Raw genomic sequence first — 15378 nt, forward strand, 5'->3', positions numbered from 1 at the left:
TTAGGCGGTTACAAAATGGCTGATTTCAGGGATAGTTTGCTATTGTTCGCGGGTGTATTTTTGACCCGAACCTGTTATTGAAAACGAGCCGCGACAAGTTTCACTTACTGGTCGGGACGCAAATGTTTATTTTAACTCAGTATGAAAAATTTTTTGTTGGTTATTATTTTCAGTGCAATATCGATCTGCTGCCCGGCCCAGCTGCTGGACCGGATCAAAAACAGGGTCGAGCAAAAAGTAGTTGACCAGGTCGACCGTTCAATTGATAAGGCCCTCGAAAAAAAGGAGAAAGAGAGCGCAACTAAGCCTGACAGCTCAGTAGAGAACAGGCAGAATGAAGAGCCGGCTAATAACGCGGAATCGGATGCGGTCCCCAATGCCGGCGATAAAAACGCTGCTGCCGGAGATATTACATCCTATTCACGCTTTGACTTTATCCCCGGTGAAAAAATCATCGCCCACGAAGATTTCTCCAAGGATGAAGTCGGAGATTTCCCTGCAAACTGGAATACCCGCTCGGGCGCCGAGCTGGTTACTGTTGAAGGTCGCGCCGGAAAATGGCTACGCATGAATCAAAATGGGATCTTTTATCCTGAAAACCTGACGGCTGACCTTCCTGAGAACTTTACGCTTCAACTTGACCTGCTTGCGAATAAGCAGGTTTCGAACATCGGCGAACTGATGATCAGCCTGATGCAGACCAGTAATGCGGACCAGGTATTTGAGTGGGGCGAGTCCGACCGCATGCAAGCGCCCAGCTTTAAGATTTCGTTTCAGCCAACCGGTTCGGACAAAGGCCAGCTAATTTATTCGTCCAATCTGATCGGCAGGCAAAGCAAGTACGGGGTGCCGGAATTCAGGACGGAAAAGAATAGCACGCGTGTTTCCATCTGGCGACAAAAACAGCGCGTGCGTGTTTATCTGGATAGTACCAAAATCCTGGACCTTCCCCGAGCACTTGACGGCGCAGCACCCTTAAATACTCTGGCATTTGCTGCAATCAATCCCGATTTTAACCAAAAAGGCGGTGCATTTTTCATAAGTAATATAGTCCTGGCAGTCGGAGCTGCCGATACCCGTAACAAGTTGGTGACCGAAGGCAGGTTTACCACGCACGGAATTTTGTTTGACGTAAACAGCGATAAGATCCTGCCACAGTCCTATGGTACTTTGAAAGAAATTACGCGCGTACTGCAGGAGAATGCATCGATGAAGGTGCAGATTGTCGGGCATACTGACGCGGATGGCGACGACGCCAGCAATATCGATCTCTCGAAACGCCGGGCCGCTGCCGTGAAAGAGGCAATGATTATACACTTTAACATCGACGGTGCCCGGCTTGAAACTGACGGAAAGGGCGAGACTCAGCCCGTTGATACCAACGAAACCCAGGTGGGTAAGGCTGGCAACCGGCGGGTAGAGTTCATTAAAATGTAATGCGCCTTTCTATGCAAAATTTCTTACTGTGCCCTGAGATATTTCACCGGATCCGCAACCGCTGCTTTCATAGCATGTCCCAGTACGGTCAATGCGGTGATCAGCAGGGTCAAGCCTAATGTGGCCGCAATTAGCCAGACGCCCGTTGAGATGCGGTGGGCATACTGCTGCAGCCAGCTGCCGGTGAGCCACCATCCCAGTGGCGCGGCAATCAGGGAGCCGATCAGGATCAGGCGGCCAAACTCTCTGCCAAAAATCCATAGTAATTGTTGCGTGCGTGCGCCCAGTACACGCCTCACGCCAATTTCTTTGGCGCGGCCTTCGGCCATAAATGTTACCAATCCGTAAAGTCCAATGCAGCTCATAGCCATTGCAATGCATGCGAACACCTGGACAAATCCTGCCAGCAGCCGCTCCATATCAAAAAAAGATCCCAGCAAATCATCCAGATGGTCGGCTTTGTAAACGCGGTCCGGCAGGACTTCATCCCAAACCTGCTCGATGGCTTTTAGTGTCGTTTCAGGAGGAGTCGGCGACAATGTGAGTACAGCCATAGTCGTATGTCCGAGGTCGTGGACGATGGTAACGGGCTGGATCGACTGATGCAGATCGCCGCTTCTGAAATCTTTTACCACGCCGACAATGATACGGTCAGCGTCCTTGATTCGCATTCTTTTACCCACAACAGCACTTACCGGCGAAACGCCCAGTTGTCGCACCAGCGCTTCGTTGACCAGTACTTCCTGCGCAGTGGTATCGGTTGAACGAAAATTGCGCCCTGCTGCCAGGGACAGTCCAAATGAGGGAATATAATGTTCATCGGCCGCCCGCAGACGCGTTTCAAAAGGTTCAGGCTTGGAGGCAATGTGATAGCTGAACGGAGTTGGGCGGTTGTAGGGTGAGGCGGGCGGATCGCTGCCAAATGTGACGTTTTCGACGCCGGGTAACTGCAACCAGCTCTGACGCAACTGATCATAAGGTACAGGGTTGGGAGGTGAAAGCCAGACCGTAAGCATCCGATCATGCCTGAAACCCCAATCTACTTTCTGCATGTGGCGGAGTTGCGCCGTGATGACGAGCACGATGATCAAAAAAAGTTGTGACAAAGTGAATTGCGCGGTAATCAATGTCCTTCGGATGGTAAATCCGCCGACTGTCTTGGTAGTGAGTTGCCCCGTCAATGCTTTTGTCGGATTAAATCCGGACAGCACCCACGCAGGATACAGGCCGGCCAGTATGATGACGCTGGCAATCAAAGCAAGAAACCATACCAGCGCTTTTGGCTGCAGCAGATCGAGGATGGATATGGCGGGGTGGAGCATATCCACTTGCGTAGCCAGCGTCCGATTGACCAGCGGCATAGCCAGTTGGGTCAGCATCAGGGATATGATAATGGCGATGCACGTCAGTATCGCTGTTTCGAGCATAAATTGCCTGATCAGCTGGAATTGATTGCTTCCGACAGCTTTACGCACGCCCACCTCCCTTGCTCTTTGCAAAGCCTGGGCGGTTGCCAGATTGATATAGTTGATGCACGCAGCCAAAACCAGCAGTAACCCGATGGCCGTCAGGGCGTACAAGACTGGCCGTGGCGCCATGCCGCTGCGTTCATGGTTGAGGTCTTCCAGCGGCAACATATGATAGTCGTATTGCGCTGCTTTTTCAGCAGGCAGGCTGTTTTTACGGATCGCGTCCAGGGCCTCATGCAACTGCTGCGGGCTTGCTCCATCGCGCAACAATACAAAACACATCGTTTGCAGGCCTTCCCAGTCGGCCGTTGCGCCGCTCTGTTCCATGCCTGGTATGGTAGTGTACGATATCAATGCATCGAAACGCAGCTGGGTGTTGGCAGGCGGGTTTTTGATCATGCCCGTCACCGTAAGATCCACACGGTTGTCTAATCGCAACGTGCGACCGATCGGATCGGCGCCGTCGAAATATTTGCGTGCATAGCGTTCGCTGATCACAATCGTGTTAGGCTCAGACAGGGCGGTTTTGGGATTGCCGGAAATCCATTCGACCAAAAAATGATTGAAATACTGTGGTTCGGCAAAGCAGACATTCCGTGCTTCATTAAATTTTTTGACCCAGCCCTTTTTTCCGTCCGGCACGCTGATCGTGCGTCCGAAGACGGTTTCGAGCCTCGTCGCACTTTTTACAAACGGATACTTCCTGCGCAGCTCTTCTGCCAGTGGGCGGGGAGCCGCATCCGTTTGCATGGTGGTTTCTCTTTTAATGTCGGTCACCACCCAGAAAGACCGGCCCATATTCGGATGGTGCCGGTCGAAGCTGAACATATAGTTGACCACCAGAAAAATGACAAGACCACTGGCAAGTCCAAGAGCGAGACTTGACACCCGGATCATATTAACCTGGCGTTGCCGCCACATTCGCCGGAAGGAAAGGGTTAGGTAATGTGCGAGCATTTTTATAGCGTTTTTGTTTATATATGTAGTTTTATTTTATATAAACAAAAACGCTTTTATTCTACTCAGTACTCAGATTAATTTTCCCGGCAAATAATTAATGAAGCTGTTGCTTACAATCCGGTGGCGGAAGTGAAAAGCTGTCAAAACGCGCCGGCAAGCTAGTTTTTAATTACTTTCAATACATTATTCCCTTCTGCTTTTAGTAAAAATACGCCCGGGGAAAATCCTGATATGTCTATCTTCTGGGAGTTTGCTGATTTTTTGACGGTCTTAATTATCCGGCCGGTCAAATCAACGAAATCCACAGACGCTGCATTGGTCTTTTGCCAATCGATCCATAGCTCGTTTTTAGCAGGGATAGGGTATGCTATCATTCCGTTTATTTCAGGCAATTTAACCGAGACGATTTTGCTGTATGCCGTTTTTCCATCTAACTCCAACACTTTCAAACGATAATAAGCGCGGTGACCAAAACGGGTATGGGAATCTGTAAAGCTGTAATCGGTACTGGCCAGTGTATTTGCCATAACGTGGCCGATCTTGTTAAATGATTTTCCATTCTCGCTGTATTCTACCTGGTATGTACCAATATTTTCCTGTTCGGTCACTTTCCAGTCCAGCCGCACTTTCTGATCGTCGGTATGCTTGCCTTCAAAACTGATCAGGCGAACTGGCAACGGATTCTGAGTGGCAGTACCGGCAAAAAAACCGCTAAAACCATCAACGTCAAAAGTTACTTCCCATCGGTTCTGGCCGGTATTCCATTGGATATCATTGTCATCCGGATCAATCACCCTGCGCGAACCGCCATAAGATGAAGGGTTTCCGCTTTCATCTTCACTTGGTCCGTGAAACTGGTAGATCCTCAGGTTACCCTTTCGGTCTTCTTCCCCATCCGGGTCGCCGGTCGGCAAATAGGCCGAAGAAGTAAGCTGCATGTTCAATGCGGTAAATTCTTCCTGGGTGAAATACAGGACCACGCGACCTGTCGCTGATTCCGCATCGTCCTCCGGAACAATGTCAAAGTGTCTTTGCAGATACACGGCATCATTGAATGTTTGTACCTGGGTATCAACCCACACCCTGGCGTTTACGGTGCCGGTCAGACTGGTCGGTATCAATGTTAACAGATCTGAGTCACATACCGCTCCGTCCGTGCTAAAAGTGTGGGGGTAACTGTTGTCAAAAAGGTATGAGCTTGTATTTCCGTCTGCGGCCAGTGCAGTTACATCTGCCGGCCGCACACCCTGAAATTCCAAAGCGCCCATGTCCATACTGCCGTTGAATATCCTGTTGTTTCCGGCCAGGTCTTTTACAGGGAGTGTGCCGGGTAGGTAGTAATCGGCGTCGCCTGCATCAATTGCCGGGCTGCATAACGTAAGTGAGAAATCTTCATTCCCGATGTCGCTGAATCCGGGATCTTCATCGAGATTTCGCCCTCCGTCATGGATATCTGATCCATTTTCGTAATCGTGAAGTTTCCAGTCGTAACTGCCCCCGCTGCCTCCGACGATGCTATTTGAAAAAAATGCAATCGAACCCAGGGCCATAAAGTTGGACAGAGGTGAAATCTCGCCTTCGGGTGATGAATCTTCTGTTATTATATTGTCGTAAACAATACTGTTAGCGATCCAGGTTTCTGATGCGATCATACCTACTGCGGGGCCACTTGATAAGGACAGGTTTTGTGTGATAGTGGTGTTCAGGAAGACGGAAGGATAAAAGGACCCGAAAATAGCTATTCCGCTTCCGGCGCCGGCATCAATATTGTGATAGATAAGGGAATTCGTGATGGTCACGTAAGCATTAAACGCCATCATGCCACCGCCCAGAATTCCGATGTTTTTCCTCAAAACAACGTTTTCAATCAATGCATCGGAATCCATGACCAAAATCCCGGCGCCGAAACCGGCGGGTACTTCCGTTTCGCTGACAAGGATTGTTTCTTCCGGGTTGCCGAACAAATTTTGCGCACCTTCTATCTTAAACCCATTTAACGCCACGCCGAAATCCTGCAAGGCGACCATCGTGATCAGGCGGTTGGCATTGTCCTCATACCCTGGATCAAAATCTTCATTATCAAGTATTTCAGTGAAATTGAAATTGTCGTTTTCTTCAAAGTCCCCACTCAAAATACTCGCATTGGCGGTAAGGCCGGGATTCCGTTCCTCGCGGGTGGTTTCCGTCCCTGCGAAACCGCCGTATAGGCTTATCCCGTCCACCATCAGAAACGTGTTAGCCTGATCTTTCGGATCGGCGTTGGATAAGTTATCGGGCCGGTAAAGTGGAAGATATGTTCCTCCGGCGACCCATATTTCAAAAATTTCGGGTTTGAATTGACCGGCAAAAAGTGCGTCGGCCACCTCGGGTGCGGCATTGTCCCAGCTATCTCCATTCCCTGAACCGGCGCCGCCTTTTTTAACAAATAATACCCCGTCACTGTTCGGAGTAAGGACTGAGCTCAGATTTCCATACAGACTTTCCAGGGCGCCGATGTCGACTGCGTCTCCTGTGATTCTTACTGTCCCTCTCTGGTCGGTGGTGAGCGCTGACAACTCGGGAGACTGTCCTGCCTGAAAATATAGATTATTACCCGTATTCACTGCGGGGCTGCCAGGCCGCAAACCGGGAAAACCGTAATGGAATAAGGGGTCTGTATCCAGATTATTTCCTCCATCAGTTCCGAAACCGGCATTCCAGGCACTGCTTCCGCCACTTCCTGCAACGATGCTGTATGCAAATGACGCATTTGCGCCCTCCTCGAAAGATACCTCCGTTATATCAGCAGCGTAATTGCCGTAGATAATGGAGTTTCTGATTGCCGCCGCGGTACCGGCCCCCGTCAAAACCACCCCGGCGCAGGTACCATCTGCAGTATTTGATGTGATGGTCGCATTGGTAATTACAGGGGAAGAATTGTCGGCATACACGGTGCCGCGTCCCAGCGCATAGTTGATGCCGATCAATGCATTGGTCATCACAAAATCCGATTCAAAACCGTAGAAAGCACTGCCAAGCCCGGCGGCATTGTAACTGATAAGCAAATTGCTCAGAGAAGGCGACGAATTGAAAGCTGCTATACCGCCGCCGGAATTTCCGAAGATCTCTTCTTCATTAACCGTAATTGAAGTGGGGCTATTGGCGTTTCCGCCGACAATTACAAATCCGTCGAGGCTTGCACTCCCCAGGTTACCGGCGGAGATAACAACATGGTAAGCATTCTCATTCGTGTTGTTGTCAGAGAAGTCATCGTCGTTAAAATCGCCGCTCAGAATGGTTACAATATCCCCTCCGATTCCAAGTTCTGACCCGGCAGACATGTTCAGATCACGTTCATTGACCGATGTTTCATTTCCTGCGAACCCTCCATATATTTTTACATCCGGCAGCATGATGAAAGCTTTGTCGCGTGGATCGGGTCCCTCATCCGTATAATTGTGATCATAAAGCGGATGGTAAATTCCGTTCGCTACCCAGATCTGTTCAACTCCGGCATTGTTTTTTGCATATGCAAGTGCATCTGACAGTTCTGTGAATGCATTTCCCCAGGTATCACCTTCCCCTGTTCCTTCCGCAAGATAATTGACATATAAGGTTGGGGGTACGGCCGTTGTAGCGGATTTCCGGGCGGTAGACGAATGTGGCCGCGCTGCCGGAGTTCTTTTTCCTGTTGCAAGAATGGCTTTTTTTAGCCAGGTTTTAGCGACTGTATCAGGCCTGGTCCTGTTTCGCTGCATTGCCCGCGGGGGTTTTGCCTGCCGGGTAGGGCCGGTGAAGGCAGCGAGCTTTGAATGGGTGCCGGGCTGGTTTGAGGCAGCAATAGTATGTCTAGCCCCCGGTTTTTCAACCCATTTATTCATAGTCTCCATGCTGATTTCACCACGCTTTATCAGGCTTTGGAGCTTTTGGTTTTTAGTTGATCCTGCATTTATCTGAGCCGCAGAGCGCGTGACAGTGAGGAGGGGTAATACAATGCATAGGATAGTGAGGGTAAAATTTTGTCTGTTCATTGTTAACGTTGATTAAGAGGAGAAGATGGAAAAGGTGTTTCGAACAACTATGACCAACAAAGCCTTGGAATAATGCCTTATACTGACAGAAGGTACAGGTAATGCGGATAATCTAACCCATTATTTTCCAAAGTGTTAACGGATTTTTGTGTAAATGTGAGTCTGCGGAAATAATGGAGTCAGGCGCCGTCGATATCGTAGAACAATGATATGCTTCAATTAATCAATAACTTACATCCTGCTGCTACCTGGCGCTATGCTTTCGATCGCGGCTTATTCAAAAACTAAAAATCCAGCAACCATGATACAACTGCCTGATACCCCGCTCTTTCCAAAGGGGAATCCACTGCCAGAAAGTTATTTTGTCGGAAACGCCTTCCTGACGCCGCTGATATCGAAAGATAAAAACAACGATTTTGCAATGGGCAGCGTGACTTTCGAGCCAGGCGCCCGCACTAATTGGCACACGCATCCGCGAGGACAAGTTTTGATCGTAACCGAGGGTTCCGGATTTTACCAGGAAAAAGGCAAACCAGCCCGGCCCATCAAAAGAGGCGACGTCATTAACATCTCCGAAAACACAGAGCACTGGCACGGAGCCTCAGCCAGGATCAAAATGGTGCATATCGCGGTTACCAATTATGAAGGGGAGCAAAATGTAGTTTGGCTGCAACCGGTTACAGAGGAGGAATATGCGGTAGTTAACAAACAATAAAAACGATCAGCATGCGCAAATACAAAATCATCCTATTTCTCATCCTGGTTATTACCGCCAAGCGTATGATGGCGCAAAATAAGACATCCCAAACCCTGACCCCGCAAGAACAAAGCATCTCCATCATCGCCGCAATAACCGCCGAAGGCGATATGGAAGGCCTGTCAACGCAGCTCAGTGCTGGTTTGGACGCCGGATTAAGCGTTGAAGAAACCAAGGAAATCCTTGTCCAGCTTTATGCCTACTGTGGGTTTCCAAGGAGTTTAAATGCGATCCATACATTAATGAACGTGGTTGAAGAGCGGAAAGCGGGTGGAAAGAATGACAAGCAGGGGAAAGCGGCAGCAACAAGTAAAAAAACCGCTGATAAGTACGAGCAGGGGCGGAAAGTGCTGGAAAATTTGACGAAAACAGCACAGACAAAACCGGCTCCCGGCTTCGGCGAATTTGCGCCAAGGATTGATGCTTTTTTGAAGGAACATTTGTTTGCCGACATTTTCGAAAGCGAAGTGCTCACCTTCCGGCAGCGCGAGATCGTGACCATTTCTGCATTGGCTGCCATGCCGGGCGTTACCTCGCAATTACAGGCTCACGTGAAAATGGGAATGAATACGGGCATTACCGAAAACCAACTCGCGGAAATTGCTGACCTGATTGAAAAGTATGTCAGCAAAACGCAGGGGAATACGTTGAAAACGGTCATTTCAAAACCTCTGACTCCTGTCATTGAAAAGGATATGATGGTGCGGATTTCGGAAATCGAGATCGTGCCGGAGTTTCTGACGGAGTACAATGCCATTTTGAAGGAAGAAGCGGCAGCTTCGGTCGAAAAAGAGCAGGGTGTGGTGGCCATTTTTCCAATGTTTATCAAAGAGCAGCCCAATCAGATCCGGATCGTGGAGATTTATGCCGATAGTGCCGCTTACCAGTCGCATTTAAAGACCCCGCATTTCCAGCATTACAAAACGACAACTTTGAAAATGGTAAAGGCATTGAAGCTGATAGATATGAATTCGCTGGATTCAGTGACCATGCTGGAAATTTTCAAAAAATTGAAATAAGACAGCATGAACAAAAAAAAGGACATTTTTGCCTGCGCACAGGGCGGTGAGCTTCTTCGGAAGAATGATCCTGAACATGGGAAATTCCCGGAAGAAGTTGCCGGATGATCCGGCTATGATTGCAAATGGATGTAAAACAGATTTAACCACAAGTATTTTTTATCATGACAGAAACAACAAACATCAAAGCATACGGCACAACAGCAGCCGAGGCGCCTATAAACGCAATGGATATCAGCCGCAGGGTTCCGACTGCGCACGACGTACAAATTAAAATCCGATACTGCGGTGTTTGCCACTCGGATATTCATACTGCCAGAAGCGAATGGGGCGGTACGATTTATCCCTGCGTTCCGGGGCATGAAATTGTTGGGGAAATCATCCGAGTCGGCGATCATGTGAGCAAGTTCAAAGTGGGCGATATCGTGGGCGTGGGTTGTATGGTGGACTCCTGTCGCGAGTGCCAGTATTGCCAGGAAGGTTTGGAACAGTATTGCGAACCGGGTATGACGGGCACTTACAATTCGCCGGACAAATACCTGGACACGCCCACTTTCGGTGGTTATTCCGAAAGCGTGGTGGTCGATGAAAATTACGTCCTCCGCATTCCTGAAAACCTGGATCTGGCGGCGACAGCACCTTTATTATGTGCAGGAATTACTACATACTCGCCATTACGACACTGGAAAGTGGGGCCGGGGCACAAGGTTGGGGTTGTCGGGATTGGTGGTTTGGGCCACATGGGGATCAAAATCGCCAAAGCAATGGGCGCGCACGTGGTTGCATTCACTACTTCCGAATCGAAATTCTCGGAGGCTAAGCGACTTGGTGCAGATGAAGTGGTATTGTCGAAAGACGGGGAGCAAATGGCTGCTTACCGGGGCAAGCTCAACTTCATTCTTGACGCCGTCTCGGCCGAGCATGATATCGACGCATACCTGAGTTTGCTCCGCGTGGATGGTTCGCTGGCGCTTGTTGGAGCACCTGAAAATCCGCTGCCGGTTGCAGCTTTCAGCCTGATTATGGGTCGTAAAAGCTTTGCCGGGTCGATGATCGGCGGCATTGCCGAAACGCAGGAAATGCTGGATTTCTGCGGCGAACATAATATTGTCGCAGACATTGAAATGATCGATATTCAGGAGATCAACGAAGCCTACGAACGGATGATCAAAGGCGACGTGAAATACCGTTTCGTCATTAATCTGGCTTCTATCGCGAAGTAATGATAAAAAAGTGGTCTCAGGCAGGCCCATCGCGCAGCCTGAGATCACCATTAACTGGTACGATTTAAGACAACTTGCAATCTGAACGCCATTGCCGTAGCGCCTGCAACGGTCGAGAAAGCTGCTGGATACAACCTGGGAAAAAGCTAAGCACGCCATTTGAAACCGCGCCTGTTAACCCGCTGGTAAATGGTGTAAAAAAGCCGAGTGGCTTGCATTCATGGAGATCATGCTAAAAATGAAAACGACATAAAGGGATTTATGACGGTATTATTTGACGTTACGGAGCTTATTCCAACATTGTAACAGCAATTCAGGAATCAAAAACGGGGGGCAGAAATCATGATGCAATTCCAATATGAACGCGCAAAGTCCGTAAAGGCAGCCATCAGTGGTTTGGCAAACAGCAGCAATGCGCGGTTCATCGCCGGCGGCACAAACCTGATCGACTTGATGAAGCGGAACATTACCGCACCGACCAGGCTGGTGGATATTAATAAAGTCCCTCTCAAAGATATTCAGCAGCAAAACGGCAAAACTGTCATCGGCGCGCTGGCATTGAACAGCCAGGTAGCAGATCATAAACTGATTATTGAGAAGCACCCGCTGCTTTCGCAGGCATTGAATGCAGGAGCATCGGCACAGATCCGGAATATGGCGACGGTAGGCGGAAATATAATGCAGCGTACACGTTGCCACTATTTTTACGATACGGCCTTGCCTTGCAACAAGCGCGACCCGGGTGTCGGCTGCGGCGCATTGGAAGGCTTGAACCGGATGCATGCTGTCTTTGGCGCGAGTGAGCAATGTATTGCCGTGCACCCAAGCGATATGTGCGTTGCATTGGTCGCATTAGACGCGACTGTTTTGGTGGCGGGGCCGAAAGGGGAAAGACGCATTCCGTTTGAAGAATTTCACCGGCTTCCGGGCAACCAGCCAGAAAAGGATAACACGCTGCAAAACGATGAAATGATCATTTCGGTGGAGATTCCTGATAATGGATTCAGCAAAAACAGTTATTACATGAAGGTCCGCGACCGTGCTTCCTATGCTTTTGCATTGGTATCGGTGGCAGCTGCTTTGAGTATGGACGGGAAGGTGATTAAAGATGCCAGACTGGCGATGGGCGGCGTGGCGCATAAGCCGTGGCGATTGAAAGAGGCGGAAAAGGCATTGGTGGGAGAACCGGCCACAGAAAAAACTTTCTGGCAAGCTGCGGAAATCGCAATGCAGGGTGCGAAGGCTTACAAATACAATGCATTCAAACTGAAACTTGGCCCGAATGTGGTTGTTGAGGCCTTGAATAATGCCGCTGGCCCGATGTAATACAAACCCTCAAATTAATGGTCATAAACGAAGCATCTTTGCTAAAAGGCCCGTAAGTACCCTTTGGTAAATACTGGTATATTAAACGAAATGTCGGATATTTGCTACACCATTAAGCTTTGAAACAGGATTTTCCTACCTCGGGTAAAATGCTATTTTGTTCAGAAAAATAACTATCGGTTTGAACCTGTTACTGGCAATTTGCCGATCTGCGTCCTTCATCATTTATATCATCACCAGGTATGTGCTCAGATACAGGCATGAGATATTAATGCAAAATTTCGCAAATGCATTCCCACAGAAAACAGCGGAGGAAAGAAAAGCCTTGGTGAAAGCATATTATAAACATTTGGGAGATCTGGTAGTTGAGCCGGTCCTTTTTGCCCTCGCCAGTCCCGCCGCCAGAATGAAGCTGGCTACTTACAGTAACAAAGAGCTGTTGAGCGATCTGTACGCTAAAAACAAACACGCGATCGTCTTAGCCTCCCACCATGGTAATTGGGAATACCTGATCAATTTGCCCCGGGAAGTGGATTTTCAGGTATACACTGCATATACGCCCATTTCAAATCTGCGTATCGATAGCTGGGTACATAAAATGCGTTCGCAAATGGGCGTTACTGTGATTTTGAAGAAGAATTTTTACAAAGCCGCCCTGTCAGCTTTACGGGCGCCCGACAGCCCCGCGCTGGTAGTGGTGATAGCCGATCAGCGGCCCGCCCCGGGAAGCTCGAAGTACAGTATTGAGTTTTTAAACCAAAATACCAGCGTGCAGCTAGGTGCCGAACGTCTTGCTCTGGCTTCTAATGCGGTGGTACTTTATCTCCAGTGCAGGAAAGTTGCGCGCTTTCATTATAATTATACCTTTCATTTGATAACAGAAAATCCTGCTTCAAGTAAGCCGCTGGATATTACCCGGCAGTATTATAAAATGATTGAAAAGGATATTGATCTCGATCCTGCTACCTGGCTCTGGTCGCATAAGCGGTGGAAACCGGTTGACCCTTTATCAGGCCGGACTCAATAGGCGCATAGCGTCTGGTTGTATTTTTCTTCACAATTCCATCTGCATGCAAATCGCCTGCTTATGTGACCTCCATTTCGGGCGGGTAACCCTGGTGAAATCTATCACCCTGTACAAAATGATCAGTTTCAATAACCGAAGCGTTCGTTAAAAAATGATGTCACTGCTGCCCGGCAAGTCTGCTCGTCGGCAAGTTTGCAATTTATTAAACTAATGTTTAGTATTAATAAACATAGATTGGTTACATTTGAATCCAGGCAGCATCCGACATCCATTTCTATGAATCTGGCAACGCTATTCATTTTTAATAAGGCAGGGGAGGACATGCAAATGGTCGAGAAGGAGATACCGGTAGTCGCGCCCGAAGAGATTCTGGTCAGAAATCTTTACACCACCATTTGTGGCAGCGACCTGCATACTTTCTGCGGCTTGCGGCATGAAAAAACGCCTACCATCCTCGGTCATGAAATTGTGGGTGAGGTAGTGGAAACCGGCATCAAGCATTCGGGCAGGGACTATGCAGGCAGTTTGCTCAGCCCGGGTGACATTGTTACATGGAGTATTTTTTCAGCAGATCCTGCGTCCGTCCAGGCATTGAGGGGTATGCCGCAAAAAGCGTCCGGATTATTTAAATACGGCCACGCCCAGGTCACCGAGCATGATGCTTTTCATGGTGGCCTGGCCGAATATTGTGTTTTAAAAAAGAATACGGCGGTGTTGAAAATACCGGCCGGCGTCCCGCTGGACGTGGCTGCGACAATCAACTGTGCCGTAGCGACGGTGGCAGGTGCATTGAGGCTTGCAGGGGATCTGCGGAGAAAGCGTGTGCTCATTACGGGTTTGGGCTTGCTGGGAATCGTATGCTCGGCCATCTGTAAGGATGCGGGTGCAGCGAAAATCTGTACAGCAGATATCAATGCCGACCGGCTCGCGCAATCCACAGCTTTCGGGGCCGACGATACTTACCTGCTCAAGAACCCGGGCGGATCAGAAACGGATTCTCAGGTACCGGAAAACTTCGATGTGGTTTTTGATATGAGTGGCGCGCCCGATGCAATGGAAACGGGGGTTGCGTCACTGGATGTAGGCGGGATCGCTGTCTGGATAGGGGCAGTTTTCAGCGCCCGGAAGGTCGTAATCGATGCGGAGCAGGTTGTTCGCAAGTTGCTGACTATAAAGGGACTGTATAATTATAATTATGAGGATTTCGTATACGCTGTGGATTTTATTGGCCGCTGTCACGCTCGTTTTCCGTTTAGTAAAATAATAGGAAAGGAATTCAGCCTGGCGGAGGCCCAATCCGCTTTTGAGTATGCTATTGAATTTAAGCCACTTAGGGTAGGTATTCGCTTTTGAACCCTCACTGCATGCATTTGTATGCTCCCGGCAGCTGTTATTTCAAGAATTAGCCGGCCAGCGTATATAGTACAACGTAACTAACTGTTCTGATCGAAAAAGTATAGTACCAGCAGGAGGCAGTTACTATCGGAAGTGTTTTTGGGCACATGCGGCAGGCGGCCATCGAAGAATATGGAATCGCCCTCTTCCAAAACCATTGTTTGTCCGTTTACCCGGCACTCGGTTTGACCTTTTATAATATAAATAAACTCGTAGGCATCGGTCGTAACTTCTTCACGGTACGATTCCGTGGTGAGTTCCAATAAGGCAAAATCAATGGTGCTGGCAGGCAGGTTGCGCATCATCATCCGACTATAATTGAAGCCTTTCGCATCCTCTTTCTGAAACGGAGCATAGTCCTTCCGGCGGTTTACCAGGATTGTCGGTTCCAGGAGGCTCAGCCCCTGAAAGAACTCGCTGACTTCAATTTCCAGCGACTGGATAATGCCAAGCATAACTGGCAGCGATGGGATAGTACGGCCGTTCTCAATTTGTGAAACCAATCCCTTGCTGACGCCCGATTTGTCTGCCAGTTCCTGCAGAGTCATTCGCTTGTCAAGCCTTTTTTCTTTAATGCGGCGGCCAACCTCTAAAATGAAAAATCCTCCCATGTTGCAAGAATAGCAAAAAATAGCACGCGCCCACATACACTAGACCTATTGCGATGTAGTTAGCGGCACGGTGGTCAGCAGGATAGGGTCAACAAAAATCAGTTGATTAATATTTATTTAACATATGTTTAGTATTAATAAACA

General features: G+C 48.9%; 10 protein-coding genes. 7 read left to right on the forward strand and 3 right to left on the reverse strand.

The features are described from left to right. Positions 1-141 precede the first annotated feature (141 nt). A complete protein-coding gene (locus FXO21_RS18110) occupies positions 142-1437 on the forward strand; it encodes an OmpA family protein (RefSeq protein WP_149641404.1) in 1296 nt (431 codons plus the stop codon). Positions 1438-1460: 23 nt separating this feature from the next. Here FXO21_RS18110 and FXO21_RS18115 read toward each other — a convergent pair whose 3' ends face one another. Next, entirely contained in the window at positions 1461-3863 is a 2403-nt protein-coding gene (locus FXO21_RS18115) for an ABC transporter permease (RefSeq protein WP_149641405.1), read from the reverse strand. A gap of 161 nt (positions 3864-4024) precedes the next feature. Continuing rightward, on the reverse strand, positions 4025-7876 hold the full coding sequence (locus FXO21_RS18120; protein WP_149641406.1) for a choice-of-anchor Q domain-containing protein: 3852 nt from the start codon (positions 7874-7876) through the stop codon (positions 4025-4027). Between the two features lie 301 nt (positions 7877-8177). Here FXO21_RS18120 and FXO21_RS18125 point away from each other — a divergent pair, with 301 nt between their 5' ends. The 6 genes from FXO21_RS18125 to FXO21_RS18150 all read left to right on the forward strand — a co-directional run bounded on the left by FXO21_RS18125 (position 8178) and on the right by FXO21_RS18150 (position 14581). Beyond that, positions 8178-8591, forward strand: a complete 414-nt coding sequence (locus FXO21_RS18125) for a (R)-mandelonitrile lyase (RefSeq protein ID WP_149641407.1) — start codon at positions 8178-8180, stop codon at positions 8589-8591. A gap of 11 nt (positions 8592-8602) precedes the next feature. Continuing rightward, positions 8603-9652, forward strand: a complete 1050-nt coding sequence (locus FXO21_RS18130; RefSeq protein WP_149641408.1) for a carboxymuconolactone decarboxylase family protein — start codon at positions 8603-8605, stop codon at positions 9650-9652. Positions 9653-9816: 164 nt separating this feature from the next. After that, on the forward strand, positions 9817-10875 hold the full coding sequence (locus tag FXO21_RS18135; RefSeq protein WP_149641409.1) for an NAD(P)-dependent alcohol dehydrogenase: 1059 nt from the start codon (positions 9817-9819) through the stop codon (positions 10873-10875). A 342-nt stretch (positions 10876-11217) separates the two neighbouring features. After that, the gene (locus FXO21_RS18140) at positions 11218-12201 is read left to right on the forward strand and encodes an FAD binding domain-containing protein (protein ID WP_149641410.1); all 984 of its coding nucleotides are present in this window, start codon (positions 11218-11220) and stop codon (positions 12199-12201) included. 157 nt (positions 12202-12358) lie between these two features. Then, positions 12359-13228 (forward strand): lysophospholipid acyltransferase family protein, encoded by an 870-nt coding sequence (locus FXO21_RS18145; RefSeq protein WP_192579237.1) that lies wholly within the window; start codon positions 12359-12361, stop codon positions 13226-13228. A 276-nt stretch (positions 13229-13504) separates the two neighbouring features. After that, the gene (locus tag FXO21_RS18150; RefSeq protein ID WP_149641412.1) at positions 13505-14581 is read left to right on the forward strand and encodes a zinc-binding dehydrogenase; all 1077 of its coding nucleotides are present in this window, start codon (positions 13505-13507) and stop codon (positions 14579-14581) included. Positions 14582-14661: 80 nt separating this feature from the next. Here the strand turns inward: FXO21_RS18150 and FXO21_RS18155 are convergent, their stop codons facing one another. Continuing rightward, entirely contained in the window at positions 14662-15270 is a 609-nt protein-coding gene (locus FXO21_RS18155) for a helix-turn-helix domain-containing protein (protein ID WP_149641413.1), read from the reverse strand. Between the last annotated feature and the right edge of the window lie 108 nt (positions 15271-15378).

The organism is Dyadobacter sp. UC 10 (assembly GCF_008369915.1).
Classification (GTDB): domain Bacteria; phylum Bacteroidota; class Bacteroidia; order Cytophagales; family Spirosomataceae; genus Dyadobacter.

Bases quoted from the DNA above. Each gene is read 5' to 3' on its own strand.
- FXO21_RS18110 (WP_149641404.1), top strand. From the start codon at position 142: ATGAAAAATTTTTTGTTGGTTATTATTTTCAGTGCAATATCGATCTGC.
- FXO21_RS18115 (WP_149641405.1), bottom strand. From the start codon at position 3,863: ATGCTCGCACATTACCTAACCCTTTCCTTCCGGCGAATGTGGCGGCAA.
- FXO21_RS18120 (WP_149641406.1), bottom strand. From the start codon at position 7,876: ATGAACAGACAAAATTTTACCCTCACTATCCTATGCATTGTATTACCC.
- FXO21_RS18125 (WP_149641407.1), top strand. From the start codon at position 8,178: ATGATACAACTGCCTGATACCCCGCTCTTTCCAAAGGGGAATCCACTG.
- FXO21_RS18130 (WP_149641408.1), top strand. From the start codon at position 8,603: ATGCGCAAATACAAAATCATCCTATTTCTCATCCTGGTTATTACCGCC.
- FXO21_RS18135 (WP_149641409.1), top strand. From the start codon at position 9,817: ATGACAGAAACAACAAACATCAAAGCATACGGCACAACAGCAGCCGAG.
- FXO21_RS18140 (WP_149641410.1), top strand. From the start codon at position 11,218: ATGATGCAATTCCAATATGAACGCGCAAAGTCCGTAAAGGCAGCCATC.
- FXO21_RS18150 (WP_149641412.1), top strand. From the start codon at position 13,505: ATGAATCTGGCAACGCTATTCATTTTTAATAAGGCAGGGGAGGACATG.
- FXO21_RS18155 (WP_149641413.1), bottom strand. From the start codon at position 15,270: ATGTGGGCGCGTGCTATTTTTTGCTATTCTTGCAACATGGGAGGATTT.